29 protein-coding genes are annotated in these 25517 nt (G+C 67.2%); 12 read left to right on the top strand and 17 right to left on the bottom strand.

Annotated elements, in window-relative coordinates; genetic code table 11:
• Positions 1 to 27 precede the first annotated feature (27 nt).
• On the bottom strand, positions 28 to 435 hold the full coding sequence (locus ACIBK2_RS32495) for an STAS domain-containing protein (RefSeq protein WP_396972806.1): 408 nt from the start codon (positions 433 to 435) through the stop codon (positions 28 to 30).
• Positions 436 to 740: 305 nt separating this feature from the next.
• On the opposite strand from ACIBK2_RS32495, the gene ACIBK2_RS32490 reads away from it, so the two are divergent.
• The 8 genes from ACIBK2_RS32490 to ACIBK2_RS32455 all read left to right on the top strand — a co-directional run bounded on the left by ACIBK2_RS32490 (position 741) and on the right by ACIBK2_RS32455 (position 5864).
• Complete coding sequence (locus tag ACIBK2_RS32490) at positions 741 to 986, top strand: DUF6480 family protein (protein ID WP_396972804.1); 246 nt, start codon at positions 741 to 743, stop codon at positions 984 to 986.
• A 161-nt stretch (positions 987 to 1147) separates the two neighbouring features.
• Entirely contained in the window at positions 1148 to 2368 is a 1221-nt protein-coding gene (locus ACIBK2_RS32485; RefSeq protein WP_396972802.1) for a glycosyltransferase, read from the top strand.
• Positions 2369 to 2628: 260 nt separating this feature from the next.
• The gene (locus tag ACIBK2_RS32480; protein WP_396972800.1) at positions 2629 to 3348 is read left to right on the top strand and encodes a metallophosphoesterase; all 720 of its coding nucleotides are present in this window, start codon (positions 2629 to 2631) and stop codon (positions 3346 to 3348) included.
• A gap of 122 nt (positions 3349 to 3470) precedes the next feature.
• Positions 3471 to 4445: a glycosyltransferase family 9 protein gene (locus tag ACIBK2_RS32475; protein ID WP_396972798.1), complete on the top strand. Its 975-nt coding sequence runs from the start codon at positions 3471 to 3473 to the stop codon at positions 4443 to 4445.
• Positions 4446 to 4511: 66 nt separating this feature from the next.
• On the top strand, positions 4512 to 4853 hold the full coding sequence (locus ACIBK2_RS32470) for a hypothetical protein (RefSeq protein WP_396972796.1): 342 nt from the start codon (positions 4512 to 4514) through the stop codon (positions 4851 to 4853).
• A 1-nt stretch (position 4854) separates the two neighbouring features.
• Positions 4855 to 5316 carry a hypothetical protein gene (locus ACIBK2_RS32465; RefSeq protein WP_396972794.1) on the top strand — a complete coding sequence of 154 codons (462 nt, stop codon included), beginning with the start codon at positions 4855 to 4857 and terminating at the stop codon, positions 5314 to 5316.
• A 2-nt stretch (positions 5317 to 5318) separates the two neighbouring features.
• The gene (locus tag ACIBK2_RS32460) at positions 5319 to 5636 is read left to right on the top strand and encodes a hypothetical protein (RefSeq protein WP_396972792.1); all 318 of its coding nucleotides are present in this window, start codon (positions 5319 to 5321) and stop codon (positions 5634 to 5636) included.
• Positions 5637 to 5669: 33 nt separating this feature from the next.
• On the top strand, positions 5670 to 5864 hold the full coding sequence (locus ACIBK2_RS32455; RefSeq protein WP_357389595.1) for a hypothetical protein: 195 nt from the start codon (positions 5670 to 5672) through the stop codon (positions 5862 to 5864).
• Here ACIBK2_RS32455 and ACIBK2_RS32450 read toward each other — a convergent pair.
• Entirely contained in the window at positions 5851 to 6927 is a 1077-nt protein-coding gene (locus ACIBK2_RS32450) for a P1 family peptidase (RefSeq protein WP_396972790.1), read from the bottom strand. The two genes, ACIBK2_RS32455 and ACIBK2_RS32450, sit on opposite strands and share 14 nt — an antisense overlap.
• Before the next feature lie 116 nt (positions 6928 to 7043).
• Here ACIBK2_RS32450 and ACIBK2_RS32445 point away from each other — a divergent pair, with 116 nt between their 5' ends.
• Positions 7044 to 8549 carry an FAD-dependent oxidoreductase gene (locus ACIBK2_RS32445; RefSeq protein ID WP_396972789.1) on the top strand — a complete coding sequence of 502 codons (1506 nt, stop codon included), beginning with the start codon at positions 7044 to 7046 and terminating at the stop codon, positions 8547 to 8549.
• Between the two features lie 5 nt (positions 8550 to 8554).
• Here ACIBK2_RS32445 and ACIBK2_RS32440 read toward each other — a convergent pair whose 3' ends face one another.
• From ACIBK2_RS32440 to ACIBK2_RS32425, 4 genes are all read right to left on the bottom strand, one after another.
• Complete coding sequence (locus tag ACIBK2_RS32440; protein ID WP_396972786.1) at positions 8555 to 9079, bottom strand: AAA family ATPase; 525 nt, start codon at positions 9077 to 9079, stop codon at positions 8555 to 8557.
• Positions 9080 to 9169: 90 nt separating this feature from the next.
• On the bottom strand, positions 9170 to 9448 hold the full coding sequence (locus tag ACIBK2_RS32435) for a hypothetical protein (protein ID WP_396972784.1): 279 nt from the start codon (positions 9446 to 9448) through the stop codon (positions 9170 to 9172).
• A 38-nt stretch (positions 9449 to 9486) separates the two neighbouring features.
• Complete coding sequence (locus ACIBK2_RS32430) at positions 9487 to 10665, bottom strand: hydroxylase (protein WP_396973066.1); 1179 nt, start codon at positions 10663 to 10665, stop codon at positions 9487 to 9489.
• A gap of 81 nt (positions 10666 to 10746) precedes the next feature.
• Positions 10747 to 11079: a hypothetical protein gene (locus ACIBK2_RS32425; protein WP_396972782.1), complete on the bottom strand. Its 333-nt coding sequence runs from the start codon at positions 11077 to 11079 to the stop codon at positions 10747 to 10749.
• Positions 11080 to 11130: 51 nt separating this feature from the next.
• Here ACIBK2_RS32425 and ACIBK2_RS32420 point away from each other — a divergent pair, with 51 nt between their 5' ends.
• The gene (locus ACIBK2_RS32420) at positions 11131 to 11460 is read left to right on the top strand and encodes a hypothetical protein (protein WP_396972780.1); all 330 of its coding nucleotides are present in this window, start codon (positions 11131 to 11133) and stop codon (positions 11458 to 11460) included.
• A 21-nt stretch (positions 11461 to 11481) separates the two neighbouring features.
• On the opposite strand, the gene ACIBK2_RS32415 is transcribed toward ACIBK2_RS32420, so the two are convergent.
• Positions 11482 to 11769, bottom strand: coding sequence for a muconolactone Delta-isomerase family protein (locus ACIBK2_RS32415; RefSeq protein WP_396972778.1), 288 nt, complete (start codon positions 11767 to 11769; stop codon positions 11482 to 11484).
• A 239-nt stretch (positions 11770 to 12008) separates the two neighbouring features.
• On the opposite strand from ACIBK2_RS32415, the gene ACIBK2_RS32410 reads away from it, so the two are divergent.
• Positions 12009 to 12473 carry an NUDIX domain-containing protein gene (locus ACIBK2_RS32410; protein WP_396972776.1) on the top strand — a complete coding sequence of 155 codons (465 nt, stop codon included), beginning with the start codon at positions 12009 to 12011 and terminating at the stop codon, positions 12471 to 12473.
• Position 12474: 1 nt separating this feature from the next.
• On the opposite strand, the gene ACIBK2_RS32405 is transcribed toward ACIBK2_RS32410, so the two are convergent.
• Entirely contained in the window at positions 12475 to 13239 is a 765-nt protein-coding gene (locus tag ACIBK2_RS32405; protein ID WP_396972774.1) for an SDR family NAD(P)-dependent oxidoreductase, read from the bottom strand.
• A 180-nt stretch (positions 13240 to 13419) separates the two neighbouring features.
• On the opposite strand from ACIBK2_RS32405, the gene ACIBK2_RS32400 reads away from it, so the two are divergent.
• Positions 13420 to 13779 carry a hypothetical protein gene (locus ACIBK2_RS32400; protein WP_396972772.1) on the top strand — a complete coding sequence of 120 codons (360 nt, stop codon included), beginning with the start codon at positions 13420 to 13422 and terminating at the stop codon, positions 13777 to 13779.
• Here the strand turns inward: ACIBK2_RS32400 and ACIBK2_RS32395 are convergent.
• The 9 genes from ACIBK2_RS32395 to ACIBK2_RS32355 all read right to left on the bottom strand — a co-directional run bounded on the left by ACIBK2_RS32395 (position 13776) and on the right by ACIBK2_RS32355 (position 25414).
• The gene (locus tag ACIBK2_RS32395) at positions 13776 to 15668 is read right to left on the bottom strand and encodes a CocE/NonD family hydrolase (RefSeq protein WP_396972770.1); all 1893 of its coding nucleotides are present in this window, start codon (positions 15666 to 15668) and stop codon (positions 13776 to 13778) included. The two genes, ACIBK2_RS32400 and ACIBK2_RS32395, sit on opposite strands and share 4 nt — an antisense overlap.
• 19 nt (positions 15669 to 15687) lie before the next feature.
• Entirely contained in the window at positions 15688 to 16551 is an 864-nt protein-coding gene (locus ACIBK2_RS32390) for an SDR family oxidoreductase (RefSeq protein WP_396972769.1), read from the bottom strand.
• A gap of 79 nt (positions 16552 to 16630) precedes the next feature.
• Entirely contained in the window at positions 16631 to 17107 is a 477-nt protein-coding gene (locus tag ACIBK2_RS32385) for an FHA domain-containing protein (RefSeq protein ID WP_396972767.1), read from the bottom strand.
• A 176-nt stretch (positions 17108 to 17283) separates the two neighbouring features.
• Positions 17284 to 18570: a VWA domain-containing protein gene (locus ACIBK2_RS32380; RefSeq protein WP_396972766.1), complete on the bottom strand. Its 1287-nt coding sequence runs from the start codon at positions 18568 to 18570 to the stop codon at positions 17284 to 17286.
• Positions 18567 to 19604 carry a protein phosphatase 2C domain-containing protein gene (locus ACIBK2_RS32375; protein WP_396972764.1) on the bottom strand — a complete coding sequence of 346 codons (1038 nt, stop codon included), beginning with the start codon at positions 19602 to 19604 and terminating at the stop codon, positions 18567 to 18569. Before ACIBK2_RS32375 ends, ACIBK2_RS32380 begins: the two co-directional genes overlap by 4 nt.
• Positions 19601 to 22009 carry a tetratricopeptide repeat protein gene (locus tag ACIBK2_RS32370; RefSeq protein ID WP_396972762.1) on the bottom strand — a complete coding sequence of 803 codons (2409 nt, stop codon included), beginning with the start codon at positions 22007 to 22009 and terminating at the stop codon, positions 19601 to 19603. Before ACIBK2_RS32370 ends, ACIBK2_RS32375 begins: the two co-directional genes overlap by 4 nt.
• Positions 22006 to 23190, bottom strand: a complete 1185-nt coding sequence (locus ACIBK2_RS32365) for a hypothetical protein (protein WP_396972760.1) — start codon at positions 23188 to 23190, stop codon at positions 22006 to 22008. Before ACIBK2_RS32365 ends, ACIBK2_RS32370 begins: the two co-directional genes overlap by 4 nt.
• On the bottom strand, positions 23187 to 24158 hold the full coding sequence (locus ACIBK2_RS32360) for a glutamate ABC transporter substrate-binding protein (RefSeq protein ID WP_396972758.1): 972 nt from the start codon (positions 24156 to 24158) through the stop codon (positions 23187 to 23189). Before ACIBK2_RS32360 ends, ACIBK2_RS32365 begins: the two co-directional genes overlap by 4 nt.
• On the bottom strand, positions 24155 to 25414 hold the full coding sequence (locus ACIBK2_RS32355; RefSeq protein ID WP_396972756.1) for a hypothetical protein: 1260 nt from the start codon (positions 25412 to 25414) through the stop codon (positions 24155 to 24157). The genes ACIBK2_RS32360 and ACIBK2_RS32355 overlap by 4 nt, the downstream gene beginning before the upstream one ends.
• Between the last annotated feature and the right edge of the window lie 103 nt (positions 25415 to 25517).

Genomic DNA, 25517 nt, shown 5'->3' with positions numbered 1-25517 from the left:
CGGCGGGGCGGGTGAATCAGGGGCTCCTTACGCGTCCAGTGCCGCTTGCATCGACGGATAGTGGCTGAACAGGGGACGCACGCCGGCGACCTCGAGCGACCGCTCGATCGCCTGCCGACCGGCTACGATGCGCACATCGGTGCCATCGCCCGCGGCGCGTTGTTTGACCGTGCCGAGCGCGTTGGCCGTGCGGAGACTGAGGAATCTCGCCGCCCGCAGATCGATCACCACGGCATGGCAGTTCGAGCGGACCGCCCGTTCCACCGTGGCAAAGAATTGCGGACTCCCGGCCGCATCCAATTCGCCTTCGACACGGACCACCACGCATTGCTGGCGGTGGTCTACGTGTTGGGCCGAGGACGGGCCGGCGTGCGGCCCCGAGCCGTTCCGGTGCACACCTTCAGCGTGCTCGAACACAGCGGAACTAACGGACATACTGACCTCCCGTATAAGGGGGGAATTCCAGTCCTACGCGACAGGTCCGGCCGATGAGTTGGGAAGAAAGGCGAACAACTGCGCGCAATGCGCGAATAGGTTGTCGCTACGGTCCCATCAACCGGATTTCGGCGGGTGTGGTGCGCCATGCGTCGAACCGGGGTCGGCTGGTGTCTCAACCTCTCTACAGTGTTGCACGGTCCGTCGCCGATGTCACAGAGTCACGAACGACCCGCAGGTCTCCGGGCGCTGTGCGGCCGAACCGCCACCGGATTGCCGATCCCGCGATCGGGTACGCCTTATCAATGCAGCCCGATCCGATCACGACCATGGACCCCGACCCGCTGACCACCCCGGACTTGGAGCCGGGCGGTGGCGTACCGCCCGGCTCGACCCCGCCGGAGACCGCACAGACGTCCGGCCTGTCCGCGCCGGAACCGTCGACCAGCCACCATTTTCCCGGTACCGGCGTCGGCGCGATGATCGCGACGATGCTGTTCGTAGTCGTCTGCACCGCGGTCGCGGTCGGCGTCATCGTGTCGATGATCTGAGGCCCATCTCGTATCCCGAAGCGGCGTCCGGGGTTTCGTTCTCGCGCCCACGGGCATAACTGAGACATATCCGAATTCAACACATGTCACGCGATGCCTGGTCGCGGGCACCGCGCAGCGTCGCCATGTGCCCGTCACCCGTGGTGAGAACGGAGCACATCGTGAAGATTGCCATGGTTTCCGAACACGCCAGCCCGCTGACCGGGCGCGGCGCAACCACCGCGACCGGCCAGCACGTCCATGTCGCGGAATTGGCCGCCGCCTATGTGCGGCGCGGACACGACGTCACCGTGTACACCCGTCGTGACGATCCGAAACTGCCCGCCGAGATCGTCACCGACGCGGGCTACCGCGTGGTGCACGTGACCGCGGGCCCGGCCGAACCACTGCCGCGCGACCAAAGTCTGCCGCACCTAGGCGATTTCGGCACTTTCCTGCAGCGCCAGTGGGGCCTCGATACCCCCGACATCGTGCACGCGCACTTCTGGATGTCCGGCCTCGCAGCGGAATTGGCCGCACGCGCACACGGAATTCCGGTGGTGGTCACCTTCCACGCGCTCGGCACCGTGCGGCGCCGCCATCAGGGTCTGGCCGACACCAGCCCGCGCTCGCGGATCCGCTTCGAGCGGCTGATCGCCGGGCGCGCAGCACATATCGTGGCGACCAGCTCGGACGAGCTGATGGAGCTGACCAGGATGGGCGTCCCCCGGTTCCGCATCTCGATCGTGCCGAGCGGGGTCGACCTGTCCACCTTCACGCCGGAGGGCCCGGCCGCCGAGCGCAACCAACGACACCGTATGCACCGCGTGCTCTCAGTTGGAAGACTGGTGCCGCGCAAGGGATTCGACGTCGCGATCAAGGCACTGCAGGAACTGCCCGACACCGAACTGGTGATCGCGGGCGGGCCGGTCGGCGACGATATCGAGGACGACAGCGAAGGCAGGCGGCTGCGCAGGCTGGCGACGGAATACGGTGTGCAGGACCGGCTTCGGATGCTCGGCCACGTCAGTCGCGCCCAATTGCCGTGCTGGTATCGCTCGGCCGATGTGGTGCTCTGCACCCCGTGGTACGAGCCGTTCGGCATGGTGCCGCTGGAAGCGATGGCGTGCCGGAAACCGGTGGTGGCCACCGCGGTCGGCGGCATGCTCGACACCATCGTCGACGGCGTCACCGGCAGACTCGTCGCGCCGCCGGATTCACTCACCGTGGCCAGGGCGGTCCGCCAGCTGCTCGAAGACAAGACCCTGCGCGACACCTGGGGCGCGGCCGGATATCAACGCGCCGCGAGCCGCTACGCCTGGGATCAGGTCGCCCTCGACACGCTGACCGCCTATCACCGGGCCGCACCCGCGCACGCCGGGGAAGTCGTCTCGGCCCGCTGACCGTCACCGGTCGCCGGGCTCGCTCGGTCCGCGCCAATACCGCGGCGCGAACACTGCCGGGCACGAGCAGTCCCTGCCCGCTCGATCGCCTGGACGAGTCGTCCTCGGTCATCTCCCACTCGTCCTTCCGTTACCAGCCGTCACGCACGGGAACGTGTACCCGGTCACCCTGCGATTAACCAGCTATCCGCCGGGTACCACCGCAGTGCGCGCCCCGACGTAGGCGTCCAGTCCATCGACAACGGAGAGAGTTGAGCCTCATGCGGATCGCGGCGATCGGCGATGTCCACTTCGGCACCGACTCGGCCGGCCTGCTCCGGCCCGAGCTGCTCGAACTGCCAGGCCGGGCCGACGCACTGCTACTGGCCGGCGACCTGACCCACCACGGCACCCTCGACGAGGCCCGCGTGGTGGCGGCCGAATTCACCGATCTCGGCCTTCCCGTGGTCGCGGTGCTCGGCAACCACGATCACCACAGCGATGCCGAAGGCGATATCGCGGCCATGCTGTGCGACCACGGCATCACCGTCCTGGAGGGCACTGCGGTCACGCTCGACATCGACGGCCGGACGCTCGGCATCGCCGGAACCAAAGGCTTCGGCGGCGGTTACGAAGGTAAGTGCGCGGGCATCTTCGGCGAGCGGCTGATGCGCGAATTCGCCGGGCACACAGCGGATCTCGCGGACTCGCTCGGGTCGGCGCTGGCGGAGCTGTCCACCGATGTCACCCTCGCGCTCACCCACTACTCCCCCGTCACCGACACCCTGATCGGCGAGCCGCCGGAGCTGTATCCGTTCCTCGGGTCCTACCTGCTCGGCAAAGCGATCGACGAGTTCGGCGCCGATCTCGCGCTGCACGGCCACGCCCACGCGGGCAGCGAACTCGGGAAGACTCCGGGCGGCGTCCCGGTGCGCAATGTCGCCCAGCCGGTCATCCACGCGGCCTACCGGGTCTACGAATTGGTGCCTGCCGCTACCTGATCGGCCATCGATGGAGAGCGTGCGTTTCGGATTTCCCGACACGGGCACCCGTGCCCTATGGATGCGCCGACGACTGAAACGAAGAGATACCGGACCGCCGCGCACCGAGCGTTGCCTATCCGATGACCGGGCATGTGCTGGTGGCGCGGCTCGACAGCGCGGGTGATGTTCTCCTTGCCGGGCCTGCTGTGCGCGCTGTCGCACGCAGAGCGGATTCGGTCACCTTTCTCGCCGGTCCGCGCGGCAGTTCGGCCGCCGCGCTACTACCCGGCGTGGACCGGGTGCTGCAATTCGAGGCCGCTTGGCTGGAAGCCGATCCTCCGTCGCTGACCGACGCGGGAGTGCGCGCGCTGATCGAATGCGTACGGATGCTGGCGCCGGACGAGGCGCTCATCAGCACCTCGGCGCATCAGTCCCCGTTGCCGCTCGCGCTGCTGCTGCGGATGGCGGGCGTGCCGCGGATCAGTGCGATCACCACCGACGAGGCAGGCTCGCTGCTCGACGTCCGTCATCGCGTGAACGACGATATGCCGGAACAGATTCGGGCGTTGTCGTTGGCCGTCGCGGCGGGCTATCCGCCCGGCGGTCATCGACTGCGGGTGCGCGACGATCTGCCCGAGGTCGCCGAATTGACCGGTGGCCCAGGCTATGTCGTGCTGCATCCCGGCGCCACCGAGCCGGCCCGGCGGATGTCGGCGCCGCGCAGCAGGCAGGTGGCCGCGGCGCTGGCCGACGCGGGCCATCGGGTGGTGGTGACCGGCAGCGCGGCCGAGCGGGCGCTCACCGACACCGTCGCCGACGGGCACGCCCGCGATCTCGGCGGGGCCACCGATCTGGCCTGCTTCGCCGCCGTGCTGCGCGACGCCGACGCGGTGGTCGCGCCGAATACCGGTGCCGCCCCGTTGGCCGCCGCGGTCGCAACGCCGGTGGTGTCGCTGTTCGCACCGGTCGTGCCGGCCCGGCGCTGGGCACCCTACGGCGTGCCGACCATCGTGCTCGGCGATCAGACCGCGCCGTGCGGGCGATACGGCCTCGACGCCATTCCGGATGTCGCGATCGTCTCGGCCACCGAGCAGGTGCTGCGCGCCTCCGATTGATCTTCGGCTGGCCGGGTATGCGGTCGAATGCCCCCTCTTCGGGTGGTAGGACCAGAAAGGATCCCTATGCTTCCCGGACCGGACGAGACGACCACGGGACACAGCGGCGCCGAGCACCACGGCCGCCCCGATGACAACTTCCCGGATTACACCCGGACCTCGCGCGCGCACGTCGGAGAATCCATCGAGGACGCGCGCAACTGGCCTGGCATCTTTCTCGTGGCGATCGGTCTGGTCGGCTTCGGTCTGACGCTCACCGCGGCCGGATACGGCTTCGAAGGTTGGGCGATCATCGGTGCCATCGCGACCGTGGTGTGCATCGGCTTGGGCATTCTCCTGGTCGTTCTCGAGCATCGCCGCTTGAAGAACCAGGAAGGCTTGAAGCTCACCGATCAGGCAGGTCATTGAGATGACCCGATCTCGTCACCGGCCGGTGCTGCGCGCGCTGCTGATCGCCGGTGTACTCGCCGCGGCACCCTTGGTCGCCGCGTGTTCGGACAACAGCATGGGCCCGGCGACCCCGGCCACCGCGACGAACAGCACCATCGTCTTCTCGATGCCGTCGGCCTCGCCTGAGGTGCCCAACCCCGACGCTCAGATCTCCACCGCGGCGGCAAAACAGTTGTGCGACATGATGCGCCCGGATATCGACAAGTGGCGCACCGAAGGCGCGGCCGTCGGCCGAGTTTCCTTCAACGGGACCGTGCACGACTGGGCGGCCCGCAACGGTGGGCTCAACGGCACCGTGCTGAAGGATCGTGGCGTCGTCGACCAGATCACCACGCAGAACTGTCCCGACGTGCGCGAGCAGGCGCTCGGGGCGCTCGACACCGCTGACCTTGCCAGTGCCCTTGTCGGATTCGGAGGCTGATCATGATCAAGACCACTAAGTTCTTCGTGTTCGTGCTCATCGCGGCGTTTTTCGTCGGTGGCTGTGGTGACGAGCCGAAGAAGCTCGTCAACAAGGGCGGCAGCACGCCGTGCAGCGAGTTCACCGCGCAGGATGCCGACAAGCAGCGGATCACCGTCACCAAATTCCTCGAGCAGGAACGCAACAATGACTCGTCGGCCCCGGAGGGCCAAACTATCGATGCGGCCATCGCGTCGATCAAGCTGATGTGCGTGGCACAGGCCAACCCGGACACCCCGATCAACAAGGCCGACCTGACCGGCATCCTGGTCCCGAAGTAACCGAACGCATTCCGTCCCGAACGAGGCGAAGACATGACATCGCGTCACCACCAGAACGTCGTGGAACTCCTTGTTCTGCAACACAACCGGATGCGGGAACTACTCGACGACCTGCAGTCGACGGCGGGACCGGACCGCAGGGAGTCGTTCGAGGAGTTCGCGCGCTGGCTCGCCGTGCACGAGGCCACCGAGGCGGAATTGATGACGGGCACCGTCAACTCGCGGTGAGCAATCGCAACACCTGATCCACCGGCAGCGCCGGTGAGCGATGACCGCTGCGGCCGATCATCGTCTCACCGGCGAACAGCACGTTGACCACGGCTTCCTCCACGACCTGCACGACGGCGTCGTAGAACGGATTGAGCTGGCCCCACGGGATGAATGTCAGTTGCTCGTACGGGGTTTCGGCGTTCGGGAAGGTGCTGGTGAGTGCGCCCTCGTTGGCGGTGGAGAAGGCGAGGAAGATGTCGCCGGAGAAGTGGGAGCCGCTGGTTCCGGTGCGGGCCAGGCCGAGTGGCACCCGACGGGTCAGCGCGGTCAGCTGGCCGGGTAGCAGCGGCGCGTCGGTCGCGATGACGACGATGACCGAGCCGGAGCCCGACGGTGCGGTCAACTCCTCCAACGGATTGTCCTCGGCCAGCAGTGGACCGACGGGGACACCGCGGATCGTAAGTTCTTTACGGGAGCCGAAATTCGCCTGCACGAAGGCACCGACCGTGTAGGTGTCCTTGCCGTAACCGACTCGGCGCGAGGCGGTTCCGCTGCCGCCCTTGAAGCCGTAACAGTTCATGCCGGTGCCGCCGCCGACGCTGCCCTCGGCGATCGCGCCACCCGCCGCGGCGTCGATCGCGGCCACCGCGTCGGCCGAGGTGACGTGGGTGCCGTTGATGTCGTTGAGATAGCCGTCCCAGGTCTCGGCGACCACCGGAAGTGACCAGTCGTCGGGCAATTCGGGAAACGCGCCGATCAGCCAGTCGATGATGCCGCGATGGCAGGTGCCGACCGCGTGGGTGTTGGTGATGAGGATCGGCAGTGCCAGCGAACCCGTCTCGGTGAGCCAGGTGGTTCCGGTCATCTCACCGTTGCCGTTGAGCGAATACCAGCCTGCCGCACAGGGAGTGAACACTCGCTCGCGGCCGCGCGGCAGGATCGCCGTGACGCCGGTGCGCACGTCCTCGCCGCGGATGAGGGTGGTGTAGCCGACCTCGACACCAGGAACGTCGGTAATCGCGTTCAAATCTCCGGTGGCTCCAGGGAATTGCAGCCCATACTCCCTTGCGCGCACATTCATGGGATGATCTTAGGCAAGGAAACGTTCTCGCGCTCGGAAACTTCTGCGGTTCAGATACTGATTTTCGGGCGGCAACCGGCAGGTTTGCCGATCGGCGCACCGGCTATGCCGTGGTTATGACGTCACTATGGTTGAACGACGCAGAGGTTCCGGCACGTCTGCGATTAACGCCGGGATCGCGATTCGACACTGTCGTGATCGGCGGCGGTCTTACCGGATTGGTGACCGCGCTGTTGCTGGCCGAGAGTGGCGTCGAGGTGGCGGTGGTCGAGGGGCGACGGGTCGGCGCGGGTACCACCGGTGCCACCACCGGAAAGATCAGTCTGTTGCAGGGAACTCGGGCCCAGCAGATTCGTCGGCGGCATACCGCTGGGACGCTGCGTGACTATGTCGCGGCGAATCAGGACGGGCAGCAATGGTTGTTGCGGTTCTGTGAAGAGCACGGGGTGGGGGTTCAGCATGTCGCCGCGCTCACTTACGCGCAGTCCGAGGGCGAAATCGGCAAGGTGCGTGCCGAATTCGAGGCGACGCGGGAGGCGGGGTTGCCCACAGAGATGGTGGCGAAGTTGGATGTGCCGTTCCCGTCGTATGGCGCGGTGCGGCTGAACGATCAGGCTCAGGTCGATCCCATGGCTGTGCTGGCGGCTTTGGCCGCCGAGGTCGAATCGCATGCGGCGCCGGTCTATGAGTCGACCATGGTGCGCGGGGTGCGCGGTGGGTTGCACGGTGATCTCACTGTTGAGACCGACCATGGTGATCTCGGTGCCGGGACGGTTGTGTTGGCCACGGGCACACCGATACTCGATCGTGGTGGGTTCTTCGCCCGGCTCACGGCACAGCGCTCCTACCTTGCCGCCTTCCATTTGGACGAGCCGATTCCGCGCGACATGTACATCAGCGCGGGACAACCCACTCGCTCACTGCGTTACGCGCCGACACCGGACGGCGATGTGCTGCTGGTCGGCGGGAACGGTCACGTCGTCGGGCGCACCAGGTCGGAGCGACAGAAGGTCGACGAGATGCTGCACTGGACGCAAACCTGGTTCCCCACAGCGGAACCCATGCAGGAGTGGTCGGCTCAGGACTACACGCCGGTCGGCGAACTCCCCTATGTCGGCCCGTTGCTGCCCGGGCAGGACAACATTCTCGTCGGCACCGGATACGCGAAATGGGGCCTCACCAACGGTGTTGCCGCGGCCCTGGCGCTGGCCGGACGCATCACCGGTAAGCCACCGAGTTGGAGCGGCGCGCTGGCCAGTTGGCGGCCGGGCGAACTCAAGGCACTGCCGTCCGCCACTCTCTCGAACAGTGCTGTGGCACAGCAGCTCACGGCCGGATGGCTGCGGATGGCGACCCACACCTCCGACCAGGTGCCTACGGAGGGTTGCGGCACTGTCGAACGGCGCGGTATCCGGCCCACCGCTACCTGCACCGTCGACGGCACCACCACCGAACTGTCCGCCGTCTGCCCGCACCTCTACGGCATCGTCCGCTGGAACGACGCCGAACGCTCCTGGGACTGTCCGCTGCACGGTTCCCGCTTCGCGCCGGACGGGACGCTCCTCGAAGGTCCCGCCACCAAGCCACTCACCCCGCTGAGCGCGCCGCAGAACCTGCCGTAGGGGTCCTACGTCACCGGCTGCGCGCGAGCCAATATCTCGTCGACGGTCTGCTGAACCGTGAGATACGAAGTGTCCAGCCACAATCCGATGCGCGGCGTGCTCTGCCACAGCGCCGCATCCAGCTCCGCAACGCTGAACGCCCCATAGCCGGACTTCCCCCGCCCCGCCTCCCGCGCGGCGACAACCTCCGGCCGAGGCGCGAGCACCACCACGAACAGCGGCCGTGTCTCGATCTGATCGATCGTGTACTGCATCAACTCCCCCAGCACCGTGTCCTGCACGATCGCCGTAAACCCCTCCGCCGCATAAGCATCAGCAGCCTTGGCGGCCAGCCGATGCCGCAAACACAGCTGCCGCAGCGCCTCCTGCGACGGCTCCTGACTCATCTCCTCTCGCCCGCCGACCACAAACCGCCGAAACGCATCCCCATGCACATGCGCCGACCGCGGCAACCGCTCGGCCAGCGCCTGCGCCACCGTCGATTTCCCAGCCGCCTGAATGCCGGAGATGAGGTAGACCGAAGGTGTCATGGCGATCATGATTGCACTCGAGGCAACCGCGTGCCCGCCGACAGCCGAATCGGTCACCCCGCCACCGAATCCGCTGATCTGGCAAGGATGTCAACCAATTAGCGGACAGTTGGAGCGAAACCGCTCAGCGGGGCACGGCTGACCCTCTAGGTGCCTTCCCGCAACCAGGTGTCGGAGCAGCCGTCGGTACCGCTCCCGTAGGTTCTCGAGGTTGAGCTCGCGAGTCAACTCGACATACACCTCGCCCAAGCGGGAGGGGATGATCAGGTGCTCGAACTGGTCGAGCTCGGTATCGCAAAAACGTTGGAGCAGAACGAAGAACTGGCGCAGCTCCGCTTCTGTCATGGACATGCCGGCGCTGTCTGCCATGGCGAGAGTTCAGTTCTGTGCGAGCAGGCGCCGCGGGGTCAGATCATCGAGCGGTGGATTCCCTGTGGTTCACCGCCGAGTTGGGTCAGTGCCGACGAATGGAAGATCGAGCCGGGTACGTGGATGGCGTGGGACAGGCCCGCGTGGGCGTCTCGCCAGAATCGTTGCAGGGGTGTCTTCATTTGCAGCGCACCGCCGCCCGAGCGGGCGAAGATTTCGTCCACGGCGCGAACTACTCGCCAGGCGGCGGCGGTCTGGGTGCGGCGGCCGATCGCGCGCATCTCGAAGCTGACTTCCTTGCCTTGCTCTACCAAGTCCCAGAACCGGTCCACCGTTTCGAGAATCGCGGCCCGTGACGCCGCGATCTCGGCGGCCGCATCACCGATCGCGTACAGCACATACGGGTCTTCTTTGATCGGGATGCCGGTGATCGCTACCCGCGATTTCTGTGCCGCGATGTGACATGCCAACGCGCCCTCGGCAATTCCGATCAGCGACGAGGTGATGCCGAGCGGAAAGATGCACGAGAACGGGAAGTTGTAGAGCGTCTCGGTGCGCCCTGCGTCCTTCGGCGCGGTGCCATCGAACACCTTCGCCGCATCAATAGTCCGATACGCCGGCACGAACGCATCCTTGACAATCAGATCCTTGCTCCCGGTCCCCCGCAGACCGACAACGTCCCAACTTTCCTGATCGATCTCATAGTCACTCCGCGGCAACAACACATGCAACGTCTGCGGCGGCTTCAACCGCCTCCCCTGCTCGTCACCAACAGCAGCACCGATCATCACCCACTGACAATGATCGGTCCCGGTCGAGAACGACCACCGCCCATTGAGCAGATACCCACCATCCACCGGCGTCGTCACACCCATCGGCGCATAAGGCGACGCCATCCAAGTATCCGGATCCCGCCCCCACACCTCGTCCTGCGCCTTGGTGTCGAAAAACGCCAATTCCCAAGGATGTACGCCAACGATCCCGGTAACCCACCCCGCAGCCCCATCCATCGCACCGATCCCCATCGTGGTCTCCGCAAACTCCCGCGGATGCACCTCGAGCCCTCCATACCCCTTCGGCTGCAACATCCGAATCGCCCCGGTCTCCCGCAACCGAGCCGCCGACGTGTCGGCCAACCGCATCAACTTGTCGCCGTCGACCCCCGCCGCCCGAATCTCATCCGCATACTGCTCGATCCGATCGAGAACCTGCCCCATAACTCTCCCCGTCCGTACGGTCATGCCCTCAAACTAGAACACGTTCCAGCATGCCTGCGGCAAAATGACCACTCTTCGGGATCACACCGATATGGACGCCCTGTGCGATCCATCGCGGATATCGAGGGTGAGTTGGAGGGTGTCGAGGACACTTTCGGCGCTGATGCGGGAGGTTTCTCGTCCGTTCAGGCAGGCGAGGACGTGGTCGATCATCGCGGCGGTCAGGTTGGTGACGGTGCTGACCTGAGGGTGCAGGGTGGCGGCGTCGATCAGGTCGTGGTCGATCATCGCGGTGGCGGGCGGGTCGATGATGCGGACACCTTGCTCGGTGAACTCGGTGAGCGTGCTGCTGCCGGATTGCCAGTCCCAGCTGCCGAGTGAGAGGTGACCGTCGATGACCGCGCCTCGGGTCAAGCTTTTTCCGAGAATCCAGTACGTCCACGCCATCCCAACCGAGGAGGTGCCGTGATGCGCCGAGATGCGTTGCGGGCCACTCGAACCCAGGATGGCCACAAAGTCGCGATATGGCAACTGACCGAGCGTTCTGCGCGCATCACGCGCGTGCAACTCACTGCCGAATCGTTCACCGCGTATAGCCTGCCCTCGAAGACACCACTTCCGTCCGTGCAACCTGGAACGATCGTGTTCGACGCGGCGCCGGATCTAGCTGATGCTCGGGAAACTCTGCCAGAGCACAGTGACCTTTGGGATGCGCTGCGCGATGACTACTGGGCCGCTCTACTGTGTGCTACCGATCTGCCGGACCTGTGGGGGCGCGACAAGGAGTCGTGGTGACGATTCCCTGCACGCGCGGGATTACTGGCCCGGGTCGTTTGGGTGGGGTTGTAAGGGGGTGATGGTGAAGGTCATCCAGGGTCGGAGGGGGAGGGTGTCCAGGACGTTGGTGCGGAGGTCGGCTTCGTCTGTTCCGCGCCAGAGGCCGATGCTGCGGAGTTCGCCTACTGGGCGCCATAGGCGGCCGAGGTTGCCGGTGGCGGCTAGTTCTTTGGCGCGGACTGCTTCGGCGGCTCGGCGGGCGTCGACGTCGGCGGGGTCGGTGCCTTCGGGGATGGTGGTGGTGATTTCTACGAGGAATTCCTGCATGGCTTGCTCCGTTCGGTGGTGGTGACCGGCGCGGGCCGCGGGGGCGTTGGTGCGGCGCGCAGGAGAGCGGGTGAAGCTAATCGTGCGCTTGCGTCCGATGGGTCTGCAACATTCGGTTGTGGGCGAAGATTCCCCGGCTGCCGGGACGACGTACCGGGATTTGGTGGCTACGATCGAGCCAATATCGAAGTCCTGGCCTTCCGCAACGGCCGTTTGTCCGAATCTGATCAGGAGACCAGGTGACGTTCCGCAGTGTGGTCGGTGTGCAGCTGTTGATGAGCCGGGGCGAACGGGTGCTGCTGGCGCGCCGGCGGAATACGAGTTTCGGGGATGGGGAGTGGAATGCTCCCGGGGGCAGGCTGGATGACGGGGAGGATGTGCTCACCGCGGTTATTCGGGAGGCCGAGGAAGAGATCGGGGTGCGGGTCGAGCGGGATGACGTGCGGATGGTCGCGTCGATGCACATTCAGTCGCCGCCGGGGCAGGCGCTGATCGTGTTCATCTTTCACACGGATACCTGGTCCGGCGAACCGCAGAACCTCGAGCCGGACCGCTGTTCGGACCTGCGTTGGTTCGACTTCGACGACATCCCGGAGGAGACGATCCTCAGCACCCGCGCCGGTATCGACATGTTCCGGCGCAAGCAGCATTTCGGGCTGTACGGCTGGCCCGAGCACGCGTCGCTCGGCGCGCAGAACTGGTAGGTCAGAGCAGCGTTCCGCCGCTGGCATCGATATAGGAACCGGTGATCCAGCGGGAGTCTTCGGACGCGACGAAGGCCACGACATCGGCGATGTCGGAAACCTCGCCCACGCGGTTGAAAGCGGACCACTCCGACATTTGCGCGACGGTGGCCGGGTCGTCGAACACCGGATCGCCATTGTTGGTGACGCCCGGCGCGACCGTGTTGATGGTGATCCCACGGGGCGCGACGTGCAGCGCCAGTTGCAGCGTGATCTGCTCCATCGCGCCTTTGCTCATCGCGTAGCAGATTTGCGAGGGCAGCGACGTTCTGGTCATGCCGGAGGAGATGTTGATGATGCGGCCACCGGCGGGCATCGAGGTCAGCGCGCGCAGGGTCAGGTAGTACGGCGCCTTCGCGTTCACCGCGATGTGCCGGTCGAACATTTCCGGCGTGACGTCCTCGGGCATGGTGCCGGTGAATCCCGCGTGCGCCGCGTTGTTGACCAGGATGTCCAGGTTCGCGGTACCGGTACGAGTGAGCAGTTCCGGCTCCAGCTGCGCGAACAGTGCCGAGACCGCTTCTGGCGCACCGAGTTCGGCGTGCACCAGGAAGGCCTGACCGCCCGCCGCCTCGATCTGCCGGACGGTCTCCTTGCCCGCCTGCTCGTTGCTCGAGTAGTGCACCGCGACCAGTGCCCCCTCCCGCGCGAGGCGGCAGGCGATGCCGCGTCCGATGCCTCGGCTGGATCCGGTGACCAGGGCGACTTTGCCCCGCAGCTTGCCCATGACTTCCCCTCACACGTCTACGACTTCTTGTAGTAGATCATAGTGAGATACCCGAAAAGGACAATCCCGACGATCGGTGCCAAACGCCACAACCGAAAGGAGTTGCCCTGGACCGCCACCCACAGCATCTCCACACAACCCCCACGGCGCCCCCGCGACCGCGAACTATCGTGAGCCGTCATGATCAAGATCCGCCCGATCCCCGCAGCGCTCCTCTACATTCTGGGCTCGATCCTGCTCGGCCCCACCATCTTTCTGGCCGGCTACTTCATCACCCCCGCGAACGGCGACTTCTGCGACATAGGAGCCCACGGTTCCCGCGCACAACGCGACCGCGACTACGCCCTGATCGACACGATCCAAACCACCGGCGCGATTGTCATGCTCATGCTCGGCGCGCTCGCGCTCGCCTATCTGTGGCGCGACCTCCGAAGGATCGGCTGGCTCCCCACGGGTGTGCTCAGCGGCGGGATCTTGATCATGGCGTCCGGTTACCTGCTGATCCTGAGCGCCGCACTGTACGGAAACCCGAGCTGCTAGGCACGCCCCGTCCGCAAGGTGAGGTAGCTCGGCTGGTCGGGGTCGAGCACGATGGTCTGGCCGGTGATCGTGCGTTGCTTCCACGGCGGGATCAGGTGGCGCGGGAAGCTGGTGCGGCTCACTGCGATTCGCAGCCGGTGACCGGCGCGCAGCACAGCTTCGGTGGGGTTGATTTCGATATCGATGACGAACGGTTCGCCGGGGACCACCGGTAGCGCGGATTCGGCGGTGAGAGTGTGCAGCGGGAACAGCAGTTCGCCGTCGACGTATTCGCTGCCTGCGGTATCGATCGCTCGCAGGGTGGAGAGCAACGCGCCGCGGGTGATCGGCACGGAGGCTCCGTCGGGTTCGACATCACAGATGGTCACCGACCAGAACGCGTCTGTCCCTTCGGCTTCCACGTTCAGGTGCAGGTTCATCGGCCCGGACAGGACCGTGTCTTCCACGAACGGCTCGGTAGTGAAGGTGACCGCGCCAGCCTCGGCATGCCGGTCATCGGTGCCGAATCGGCTCCCGAAGAGCAGGGTTACGCCCATGCTCATGACCCCGGTGTTGTTGGACGCCATACGGATTCGTCCAGTAGGGAGGGGTAGTCGAGATTCGATCTCGGTCGGCTCGGCGGATAATCCGGCGTCCGTAGCGGCATGCTGTGCGGCGCCGGTAATTTCGGAGTTCAGATAGAGCCGTTGCACAGTGGCGGCCGGATCCGGAAACTCGTTGTGCCGCAACCACTGTCCGTCACCCTGCCTGCGGACGGTGATCGGCCCGTAGCGATCGATGCCGTTGTCGATCCCCTTGACCCACCGATCGAACCAGGCACATTGCAACTCATCGATCGCCTGCGGACTGTCCGCGGCACCGAGACCCGAGCCGACGGTCAGGTGGTAGGAATCATCGACCAGTACCTGTTTCACCCCGCCGGACAACGGAATTCGGTCGAACATGCGGAAGTTGGAGCGGTTGTAAACATCGTGCCAGCCGCCGTGAATCCAGGTGGGCGCGGTGATGTCCTCGAAGCGGGCCAGTTTGCTCGCCCACATCGGGTTGAGGAAGCTGTCGGGGTGCTGCTCGGTGAGCCCGATGTCGATCGCGTGCCGCACCCAGCCCGCCGGGTCGGCGATCCGATCGCGCAGGAACTGCTTGGTGATCCCGGCGCGCAGCAGACCGGGCACCGACGGCAGCCATTTGAAGCCGGTGACGGCGAGGATCCACAGCAGCATCCCTGGCGTCGGCACGCCACCGGTCAGTCCGAGTTCGCGCATCGGATCCTCGCCCGCCTCGATGGCGAACACGGCCCGCAGGCCCTCCGGCCGCAGACCGGCGGTGATCAGCGCGGAGATGGCACCGTAGGACACCCCGGTCACCGCGAAATCGCCATTGCACCAGGGCTGTTCGCGCACCCACGCGACGGCCTCCAGATAGTCCTGCTGCTCACGCGGCTGGAAGAAATCCCAACTCCCGGTGGAGGTTCCGGTACCGCGTACATCGATCATCAGCCCGACGTACCCGCGGCGCACCGCGGTGCGGTTGATCACGAACGGTTCCAGGATCCCACCGGCGGGCGTGTGCAGCACGTCGCGCGCGGTGAACCGCCGCCGATCCGAGGAGCCGACCCGCCCGGCCAACGCACGTAATGTGTTGTGCCAGCGCATGCCCTGCCGGTTGATCATCTTGTTGTATGGCGTGAAATTGATGATCGCGGGCAGCGGCTCACGCGCGGGCCCCGCTCCGTCGCCAGGTCGCAGGATATCGGCGGTGAGGATCACACCATCCGACATCGGAATGGGAACGGTGGTGGCGCCGAACAACTTCGAGTACCGGGCAGGCCCGATATCGAAACGATGATTCGGCGGCACCGTCGTCGCGGTAGTGGTCAGCGGCTGAGCCATAAGTGAGGTCCTCTCGGCGTCAGCGCACGGTGGTCGTCGTGGCCGGTTGATCGATATAGCGACTCATCGCCCAATTCAGGCCGCGCATGGCGAGGTTGTAGGACGGCGGAAAATACCGTTGCGCCCAGTGCCCGATGCGGATGTCGTTCGAGGTATAGACCAGATAGGTATTGCGCTCGACCCCGCGCACGATCGAGCGCGCCGCCGCCTCCGGCGTCACCGCCCGCTTCAGGAACAGCGCCATCGCACGCTGCACCACCTCGGCGTCGCGATCGATGCCTGCGATGTCCACCCGGTCGGCCATCGGCGTCGCCATCGCGCCGGGACAGACCAGGCTGACCCCGATCCGGTGCTGACGCAGATCGAACCGCAGCACCTCCGACACCCCGCGCAACCCGAATTTGCCCGCGCTGTAAGGCGCGTGCCACGGCAGCCCGAACAGCCCCGCGGCCGACGACACATTCACCAGATGCCCACCACGGCCCGCCGCGATCATCGGCGGCAGGAATTCCTCGATGATATGAATCGGCCCCATCAGATCGATATCGACGGTGCGCCGCCACTGCGCGTGGCTCAGCCGGTCGACGGTCCCCCAGGTCGCGATCCCAGCGATGTTCATGACGATGTCGACGCTGTCCACCTCGTCATGCGCCCTGGCGGCCAACGCAACCACTTGTTCGTGGTCGCTGACGTCCGCGGTCGCCGCGAGGTGCACGTTCGCCCCCGCCGTCCGCGCCAGCGTCGCGGTCTGCTGCAGACCCTCCGCGTCGATATCGGTCAGGATCAGCGAGGCGCCCTTGGCCGCGACCGCGAGGGCGGTGCTACGGCCGAGACCGCTGGCCGCCCCGGTGATCAAGCAGCTCTTGCCGCCGAACGTGGTCATAACTCACGACGATAGGCGGAAATGAACACTGTTGTCTACAGAACGCCGGATGCTGTCCCAGACGCAAAAAGGCTGGCGCTCAGGCGGGTTCATGCTCGAAAACGATGGTCGTCCAGCCGCCGAGATGGATCCGGTCACCGCTGCGCAGCGCGACCGGCACCTTCGCGGGAATGAGCTCGTCACTACCGTTGACGCTGGTGCCGTTGGTCGACCCGAGATCGGTGACGGTGAGTTCGGCACCGTCGAGGTGAATCATCGCATGCGCCCGGGACACACCCACATCGGCGGGTGCGATACCGAGATCGATATCCGGCGTCAGCCCCTGCGAGACACTGCGCTTGCCGATCAGAATATCGTTGCCATGCAGGGTGATTCGACGTTCGGGATAGAACGCGGGAAAGCCGACCTGATCGGCATCGGGGCCCTTGCGCGCGATGACCCGATCGTAGAACTCACGATCCGCGGTGATGGTGGCCACCCAGGCAGCCGAGGGGGCGGACACCGCCACCGAAGCCTCCGCGAGCAGCAGATCGGGCCGAACGGCTGGCGTTGGCAACGCCGAATCATGCCCGCACACTTCACAGAAACGCCCACTGCTCGGCGCACCACAGGACGGACACAGCGCAACCGGCTCCGCCGCAACGGCCGCAGGCGCCTCCCCGATCGGCGCTCCGCACACATCGCAATAGTCGGTCGCGCTCGACTGATGCCCCTCAGGACAGGTAACGGCCACTACCCCTCCTTCCGAACCCTGGCGGTCTTGGTCGAGCGAGCATCCAGGGCCATCTCGTCCGCGGCCGCGACGCTGGACCGCAACCGAACCGTCCCGTTGCGCTCATCGACCTCGACCACCCCGCGCAACAGCTTCGCCGTGCTCTCGTTCCCCGACTCCGCCGCGAGCTCCACCGCGCGCCGCAGTTTGGCCGTCGCGGTATCGGTATCGCCACTCTTGCGCGCCGCCAACCCTTCCTGCACCACCTGCGCCAGCTCCGCCTGACCGGTGTAATGCGCTACCCGCCTGCTGATTCGGGCCGACAGCTCACCGTCGGTGGTCCACACCGCCTTCACCAGCCCCTGCCCGAGCACCTCGTCGCCACTCACCACGCTCACCCGCGCGGCCAGCTTCTCCCGGCCAGGCGCGGCAGGTTCCACCTCCACCTGCACGTGATAGTCGCGGTCCTCGGCACCCCACGCGCCGAGCGGGTACTCCCCCACCTGCGCCGCGGTTTCGACCCGCCGCGCGGTGAGGTCCTCGATGGCCGGGGCGACCTGCTTGACGAACCGCACCTTCGCGCCCGCCGGCGTCCACACCCGCAGCGTCAGTTCCGGAATCGCCTTCGCCATCGAGCCCTGCATCATCGCGGCGAAGTCGGCGGCCAGCTTGGCCGGGTCCGCCACGATGTCGACGGTCCCGTGCAGCGCCGAGGCGATGGTGCGCAATTCGTCGACCCGCCAATCGGTTCCGACGCCGCGGCAGTCACAGGTGAACACGCCCTCGGACTGCTTGATCTCCGCGGCGAGCGCCGCGGGCTCCTCGTGCTCGTTCTTGCCGTCGGTGAGCAGGATGGCGTGCACCATCGCGCCGGGATGCTTCTTGGCCAGCTGCCTGGCCAGGCCGAGCCAAGTGCCCATCGCCGTGCCGCCGCCGGGCGTCAGCTTGTCGAGTGCGCGCCGCGCGGCCGCGCGGGAGTCCCGATTCACCGCCAGGGACGGCACATTCGCCGGAAAGGCCAACCGCGCCATCGCCGTTCCCTCGATGATCGCGAACTTGGTGCCGTCGGCCAGCACGTCGAGCGCGGCCAGCGCGGCCTGGCGCGCACCGGGAAACTTGCGACCGGTGGCCATCGAGCCGGAGCAGTCCAGGATGAGGATCTCCAGCCGTTCCTGCGGCGCGGCCGCCACCACCAGATCGGCCGCGGTCTCGACGGTGACCACCGCGTCGACCGTGCCGACGCCGTCGGCCAGATACTCGTTCTGATCGATGGCTACCGAAATGCCATTGCCTGCAACGGAACTCACTTGACTTCTCCTGGCTGTGGAACGGGAACGATCGCGACGGTGATGTTGTCGCTGCCGCCGCAGCGCAGCGCGAACTCGACGAGTTCGCGCGCGGCGACGGCGGGAGCGGTCGCGGTGGCCACCTCGGCGAGCGCGGTCGCGTCGGACAGGTAGTTCCAGAGACCGTCGCTGCACAGCAGCAGCACGCCGGGTCCCGTGGTGCGCAGCGTCCGAATGCAGCTGTCGGACCACGGTTTTGCCGGACCGTCCGCGCCGAGCCAGCGGATCAGGGTGTGCGCCCTCGGGTCGTTCATCGCGGCCTGCTCGTCCATCGCGCCCGCGTCGACCAGGGCCTGCGCCCAGGAGTCGTCCGAGGTCAGCCGCTGCGACGGCGGGTTGCCCGGCTCGTCGGGCGCGTCGGCATGCAGCCAATACGCCCTGCTGTCACCGACATTCGCGACGGTGATCTCGGTGCCGTCCGCGTCGGCGCGCACCACGGCCGACACATAGGTACACGACGGCGCGTGGCCGTCGGCCACCGCGATATCGCGGACCGCCTGCGCCGCCGCCGCGAGGCCCGCCATCGCCGCCTCGGCCGCGGGCAGTCCGTCGAGCAGCGCGGTGCGGCAGGCATCGACGCCTGTCCTGGCCGCGGTACCCGAGGCCACTTGCGGATCTTCCGAGGAGGACACCCCGTCTGCGACCACGAGCACTACCGTCCCCGGCGCCGCACCGGTGCCGTCCAGCACGGCCGCGGCGACCGCATCCTCGTTGCGCGCGTGCGAGATTCCGCGATCGGTCACCACCGCGACAGCACCGAGGTCCGCGTCGAACCGGTCCGGCGCCCCACGCAACTGCCCACAGTCGACGCAGTAACCGTCGCCGTCGTACTTCAGCCCACCGCACCCGTCACAGGCGCTGGGCGGCCCAGGTTCGTTGTTCGGCAACGCGATTCGCTTGCCGCCCAACTCCTGCCCGCAGTTCTCGCAGAAACGATCCTGCTGATGCACCTCGGCCGCGCAACCCGGACAATGCAAACCAACCCCCGTACTCATAACCTGGTCCTCGGCCGGACGATGTTCGCCTGCTCTACCAATGCGAATCGCTCCCACATGTCGTCGGTTTCCCGGGCCAGGTCCCGATAGCAACGCTCCAATCCGGTACGGACACCGTCTTGATCCAGCTTCGCGCCGAGCAGCGGATCGAGGGCATTCGAGACGCCGCCGGCCCGTAGCCAATCCAATGCGGCGGTCAGCACCCGCAAACGCACCTGTGCGCCACGGCGTTTGGAATCCAGCCGCAACCGAGCCACCCGCTCGCCCGCGTCGCGCACGATCAACTCGGTGAGCTCGGCCGGTGACCGTCCGTTCAACTTCGTCTCGACCGCCGCGATTCTGGCCTCGGTGAACAGCGAAGAACCGGCATCGACCTGATCGAGTACCGCCACCGCGCCATCACGATCGTCGGCCGAGGCACGCAGCCTGGCCAACCCGAACACCGCACTGAGATACGTGCGATCGGTCCGCCACACCGTCTCGTAATATTTTGCCGCACTGCGCTTTTCCTGCGAGGCATTGAACCCGCCGGAATCAGCGGTCGCGGCACCAGAAAGCTCGGCGACGGCAGCCAGCGCGAGTTTGGGCGCTCCTTCACCGGGCAGCGCCGCATACACCGCGTCGAATTCGCTGGTCGCCGCCGCGAAATCACCAGCAAGCAAACGACTTTCACCGCGATACCAGGCGAGCCGCCAATCGCCGGGCAGCGTCTCGGCGACCTCCGTCAGCCGCCGATCCGCCTCAGCGGTGTCGCCGACCTCCAGCGCGGCCCGAATGAGCCGCAACGGAATCTCGGTCGACGCGGCGCGCCCGGTGACGACCGAACGCAACCCGGCCTCGAACGCCTGCTCCAGCTCCGCCGGCGTGGTCCCGCTCGTCGTGGCGAGCAACGCGGCCGCACTGTCGGTCGGATCGACCAGCGGAACCGGCAGGGCGGCAATGATATTCGCCGCATCCACCGCCGCATCGACCCCGAAGACACCGCGCGGCGGCCCGAAGTAGGTCGACATGCCGGGTCGCGGCACCCCGTCATCGGTCGAAAGGACCTCGCGCAGCACCCCGGTCAGCTGATCGGTCATCTCCTCCATCGAGGCGAACCGCACGTCCGGATCGTCGTCGGTGGCGCGCAACAGGAACCGGTAGAGCGAATCGTAAGTAACCAGCAGCGGTTCGGTGTCCGGCCCCGGCAACTCGGCGAAATGCCCGCCCCGCTGCGGCACATCCATCAGCAGCACGGCCAGCGTGCGCCCGACCGTATAGACCTCGGTGGCGATGGTCGGCCCGGTCTCGGCGATCTCGGGCGCCTGATAGCCGATGGTGCCGTAGATCGGGCTGTCCTGATCGTCCATGGCGATCACCGCACCCAGGTCGATGAGCTTGAGCTGCTCGTCGGTCTGCATCACGTTGTCCGGCTTGAAATCACAGTAGGCGAGCCCGAGGGAGTGCAGATAGCCGAGCGCGGGCAGCATCTCCAGCACGTAGGCGATCGCCTGGGCCGGTGGCAGGAATCCGCCGCCCGCGTCGCGGTGCGCGCGCAGGATCTGCTTGAGCGAGGTGCCGCCGACGTACTCCATCACGATGTAGCCGACCGCGACCCCGTCCGCCCCGGCGTGCTCGACGAAGTTGTGGATCTTGACGATGCTCGGGTGCTCCACCTCGGCGAGGAAGCGCTTCTCCGCCACCGCGGCCAGCATCGCGTCCGCATCACCCGCGTTGAGCAGGCCCTTCAGCACCACCCAGCGGTCGCTGACATTGCGATCGATCGCCAGGTAGATCCAGCCGAGCCCACCGTGCGCGAGGCACCCGGCGACCTCGTACTGACCGGCGACCAGATCGCCCTTGGTCAGCTTGGGCGCGAAGGAGAATCGAGTGCCGCAGTTGGCACAGAAGCCCTCGCTGCGGCCGGGCTTTCCGTCCCGGCCCCGGCCGACCGGCTTCTCGCACTTGCCGCAGAACCGCTTGTTCTCCGGCACCTGCGCGTCGGTCATGATCGCGGTGCTCGGATCGATCCGCGGTACGCGCGGCACCTCGACCATGCCCGCGCCGAGCCGCCCGCGCCTGCTCGACCTGGACGAGGATCGGCCGGTGCGCACCGAGCGCGAGCTAGCCCTGGCACTGCGGGTGCTGCCGGACATCGTCGCGACCGTCTCCGGGGCGGGCGCGGTGCCGCATACCTCGCAGTAGCCGTCGATAATCGTTCCGCCACAACCGGGTTCGGTGCACTGCCGATGCACGGACTCGACCGTCGTCGACTCGGTCGTCGCGTTGGCCGCCCTGGCCTGGGTCAGCTTCGCCTGGGCCGCCGTCGAATGCACGGTCGTCGCCTCGGCCGGGGCGGTCCCGCACACCGCGCAGTAACCGTCCTCGATGGTGCCCGTGCAGCCGGGTTCGGTACATGTCCTCACGGTCGCCTCCCCGATTTCTCCGCGATGAGTTGCTGATAGTCGGCGACCGCGCGGGTGACCGCCGCCAGATCACACGGCGTGCGCGAGAGCAGCCCGGTGGCGATCTGATGGGAGGCGAGCAGGTCACGGTCCTCGCCGACGCCGAGCCGCGCTGCCTTGGCCTGGTAGGCGGCCAGCCTGCCGCGCAGTTCACCGCGCCGGTCCAGCAGGCCCTTGGCCAGATTCTCAGCGGCGGCGGCCGCCGCGATCGCCGCATCGATCCGGCGGCCGAGTTCCAGGAGCGCCGCTGCCGCACCCGGATTGGAGGGGACCGCGTCCAGTTGGGCGCGCAGTCGATCGATATCGTCCGCGGGTACCGGCAGCGGACCGGACACGATGGTGCGCTCGACCTTCGCCCTGGCCTGCGCGGCCCGCTCCCGCGTTTCCCGCAGCGCGTCGAGCCGCTTGCGCGCACCCGCGATCGCGGCGGGCCAATTCGCCGCCACCGCGGCGAGTTCGGCGAGCACGGCCGCCTCCCGCCGCAGGGCGCCGTCGAGTTCGGCGAGGCGGGCATCGATTTCGGCGGCGGTCAGCGCGAGCGGATCGGTAGCCGAGCGCCGCAGCAGTTCGGCGATGCCGTCGCTGACGGCGCGCAGCTCAGGGGTCACTCCCCCGGCTTTGTCCAGTTTGTTCTGCAGCGGGGCAAGTCCGGACATCACGCGGGTGTTCACCTTGTCCACCGCGTCGAGGAATTCGGCGATCATCGGGAAGGTCGCCCGCATGCGATCCAGCGTATCGGCGAGCCCGACGAACAGCACGAATTCGCTCGGACCGGTCAGCGAACGTTCGGCAAGCGGGATCGGCGTGCGCGACACCTCGTGCGGTCGGCCGCGCAGCAGCTCGGTCAGCTGCGCGCGTTGACCGTCGTCGAGCCTGGTGCGATTGCCGCGCACCGCGTGCGCCGAATCCAGGATCGCGCGCATCCGGCCGAAGTCCTCCCACATCAGCGCGAGCGCATCCCGGACCGGCAGCCAGCGCGCCTCGGTCACCCCGGAGGGTGGGTAGCTGCGCACCAGGTTCAGCCCCGGATGCTTGTCGAGCTCCAGCAGGGTGGCCACGATCGAATCGGCTTCGACTGCGCGCCTGGCCAATTCGCGGTCTATCTCGATCAGGGTGAGCGGTTGCATGATGGTCGGGCTCATCCCACATACCGTGGCTCGGGCGGATCCTGGGCCTGGCCGAGAGCGCCGAGCCGCGCCTCGGAGATCCGCCGCCAGGTGCCATCGGTCCGCATCCGCTCGAGCACGCCGTTGACGAAGCGGATCATGTCGTCGCCGCCCTTGGGCAGGCCGACCGCGTAGGCGCCGGTGCCGACGGGCTGGCCGACCACCTCGAGGTTGTGGTCCTGGGCGACCAGACCGAACAGGATCGGGTCGTCGCCGCTGATCGCGTCCACCTGGCCCAGTTGCAGCGCGACGAGGCAGTCGGTCCAGTTGGTCACGCCGACGACGGTGGGGCGCTTGGGCAGCGCGAACAGCGGCGCGGGGGCGGTGGTGCCGCGTGCCACGCACACCCGCTTGCCCGCCAGGTCGTTCGCGGAGTTGATGCCCGACGCGTGCGGCGCCAGAATGCGTTGCGCCGCACGGTAATAGACGGCCGAGAAGTCGACGTCCTTGCGCCGCTCGCAGGTCGCCGAGAAGGTCCGGACGACCATGTCGACCTGTTTGTCGCGCAGCGCGGAGATGCGTTCGGCGGCGGTCACCGAGCGCAGTTCGATCTTGTCCGGATCCCCGAACAGCGCCCTGGCGACCTCGCGCGCGATGTCGATATCGAAGCCCTCCAGCCGGCCGGTGGCCGGGTCGCGGAAGCCGAACAGGTAGGTGTTCTGGTCGACGCCGACGCGCAGCCGCCCGTTCGCCACGATCGTCGCCATCGGCGAACCAGCGGGCATCGCACCGACTCTCGGCAGCGGGCCGGGCCGCAGCGACCCCTCGGTGTCACAGTCGCTCTCGCCCTCGGCCTGCGGCGGGGTGGTGATCTCCGCGGCGCCCGCGGGTTGCGGGTCCACTGCGGCGAGCGTGCTCGGTGTCGGCAGATCGCCCGACCCACAAGCCGTCATCAGGACGCTCGCGCCGACCAGCAGCGCGGCGAGCAGCAGGCGGGTACTCACAGGAACTCCTTCAGCCGCGGCCACAGTCCGGTCACCACGGCGGCCGCGGCGAGCACCAGCAGCACGAGCGTGCCGAACGGGCTGATGATCAGCACCGTGCCCGCGTCCCGCAAGCCACCGCGCAGGTCGCGGCGGGCCTGGGTGAGGTTGTCGTTCAGCGAGCGGTCCAGCGCGGCGAACTGGGTGGCCGACGAGGTGGGCTCGGTGCCGATCGCCTGCGCGAGGGCGGCCGGATAGTTCGCCGCCTGATAGGCCGCGACCTGTGCGCGGTGACCGGCCGACCACTTGGTGAGCTGTTGCGCGGCAGCGGAGTCCGGGCCGACGACGGTGCCGAGACGGTCCCGCAAATCGGTGGCGTGCCGGTTGTACGAATCCTCACCCGCCGCGATATCGCCGCGGGTGATCAGCTGCAACGTTTCGTCGGTGCGAGCCTGCTGCGCCGCGATGCGCGCCTTCGCCAGCGTTTCGAAGCGATCACGCGCGCCGGACGCGCCGGTGTCCAGCACACTCGCGGCCACGCCGGTCGCGACGACCACCCACAGCAGGGCCAGGATCGCCGCACCCGCCGCCGCCATGACGCCGACGTTGGCCAGTCGGTTGGTGCGCCGCAACAGGATCCACGAACCCACCGCGCAGGTGAGCAGCACCAGCAGGATCAGCACGATGCTCACCACCGGCAGCGCGCCGATGGCCCGCTGGTCCTCCTGCACCGCGGCGAACCGGTCGGTGGTGAGCCGTTCGGCGTTGGGCAGCAAGGACTTCTGCATCACCGCCGAGGCCGCGCTGAGGTAGGACGACCCCACCGGGAAGCCCTGCCGGTTGTTCGCCCGCGCCGTCTCGATGAGGCCGGTATAGGCGGGCAGGTCGGCGGCGATCCTGGCCACGATCTGCCTGGTCTGCTCGTCGGAAACGCCCGCGGTGGCCTCCGACAGCGCGGCGGCGGCGTCGGCCAGCGATTGCTGATACTGCTGGCGCAGCGCGGGCGCCTCGATCCCGGTCGATAGGAACGCGGTGGCCGCCGAAGCGTCGGCGGCCGAGAGCGCCACGTACAACCGCTGCGCCGCGAAGGCCAGCGGTTCGGTGCGGTCGAGCGCGACGTCGCGGCGCGCGCTCTTGTCGCTCATCTGGTTCGCGCAGGCGAAACCGGCGAGCAGACACAGCACGACGGACACGACGACAACAACGGCGATCACCCCCGGCGTCGTTCCGGCGAAGCGTCGCAACCACAGGGTCCCGTTGCGGATGCGAGGTCCCACACCGTCCTCCTAACATCTCCCCGGCCGGTGCATTCGATCGCGATAGTACGGGAGGAGGATTACGGCTGCCGACCGATTGCCCAGGTAGTGGACAATCGGGGTT

Source organism: Nocardia sp. NPDC050175, from assembly GCF_044459885.1.
Taxonomy (GTDB): Bacteria; Actinomycetota; Actinomycetes; order Mycobacteriales; family Mycobacteriaceae; genus Nocardia.
This window is presented reverse-complemented; position numbering and strand designations above follow the sequence as displayed.

Bases quoted from the DNA above. Each gene is read 5' to 3' on its own strand.
- ACIBK2_RS32375 (WP_396972764.1), bottom strand. From the start codon at position 19,604: ATGAGTACGGGGGTTGGTTTGCATTGTCCGGGTTGCGCGGCCGAGGTG.
- ACIBK2_RS32400 (WP_396972772.1), top strand. From the start codon at position 13,420: ATGATCAAGATCCGCCCGATCCCCGCAGCGCTCCTCTACATTCTGGGC.
- ACIBK2_RS32395 (WP_396972770.1), bottom strand. From the start codon at position 15,668: ATGGCTCAGCCGCTGACCACTACCGCGACGACGGTGCCGCCGAATCAT.
- ACIBK2_RS32465 (WP_396972794.1), top strand. From the start codon at position 4,855: ATGACCCGATCTCGTCACCGGCCGGTGCTGCGCGCGCTGCTGATCGCC.
- ACIBK2_RS32475 (WP_396972798.1), top strand. From the start codon at position 3,471: ATGACCGGGCATGTGCTGGTGGCGCGGCTCGACAGCGCGGGTGATGTT.
- ACIBK2_RS32445 (WP_396972789.1), top strand. From the start codon at position 7,044: ATGACGTCACTATGGTTGAACGACGCAGAGGTTCCGGCACGTCTGCGA.
- ACIBK2_RS32490 (WP_396972804.1), top strand. From the start codon at position 741: ATGCAGCCCGATCCGATCACGACCATGGACCCCGACCCGCTGACCACC.
- ACIBK2_RS32480 (WP_396972800.1), top strand. From the start codon at position 2,629: ATGCGGATCGCGGCGATCGGCGATGTCCACTTCGGCACCGACTCGGCC.
- ACIBK2_RS32455 (WP_357389595.1), top strand. From the start codon at position 5,670: ATGACATCGCGTCACCACCAGAACGTCGTGGAACTCCTTGTTCTGCAA.
- ACIBK2_RS32440 (WP_396972786.1), bottom strand. From the start codon at position 9,079: ATGACACCTTCGGTCTACCTCATCTCCGGCATTCAGGCGGCTGGGAAA.
- ACIBK2_RS32470 (WP_396972796.1), top strand. From the start codon at position 4,512: ATGCTTCCCGGACCGGACGAGACGACCACGGGACACAGCGGCGCCGAG.
- ACIBK2_RS32405 (WP_396972774.1), bottom strand. From the start codon at position 13,239: ATGGGCAAGCTGCGGGGCAAAGTCGCCCTGGTCACCGGATCCAGCCGA.
- ACIBK2_RS32365 (WP_396972760.1), bottom strand. From the start codon at position 23,190: ATGAGCCCGACCATCATGCAACCGCTCACCCTGATCGAGATAGACCGC.
- ACIBK2_RS32430 (WP_396973066.1), bottom strand. From the start codon at position 10,665: ATGGGGCAGGTTCTCGATCGGATCGAGCAGTATGCGGATGAGATTCGG.
- ACIBK2_RS32460 (WP_396972792.1), top strand. From the start codon at position 5,319: ATGATCAAGACCACTAAGTTCTTCGTGTTCGTGCTCATCGCGGCGTTT.
- ACIBK2_RS32415 (WP_396972778.1), bottom strand. From the start codon at position 11,769: ATGCAGGAATTCCTCGTAGAAATCACCACCACCATCCCCGAAGGCACC.
- ACIBK2_RS32450 (WP_396972790.1), bottom strand. From the start codon at position 6,927: ATGAATGTGCGCGCAAGGGAGTATGGGCTGCAATTCCCTGGAGCCACC.
- ACIBK2_RS32435 (WP_396972784.1), bottom strand. From the start codon at position 9,448: ATGGCAGACAGCGCCGGCATGTCCATGACAGAAGCGGAGCTGCGCCAG.
- ACIBK2_RS32495 (WP_396972806.1), bottom strand. From the start codon at position 435: ATGTCCGTTAGTTCCGCTGTGTTCGAGCACGCTGAAGGTGTGCACCGG.
- ACIBK2_RS32390 (WP_396972769.1), bottom strand. From the start codon at position 16,551: ATGACCACGTTCGGCGGCAAGAGCTGCTTGATCACCGGGGCGGCCAGC.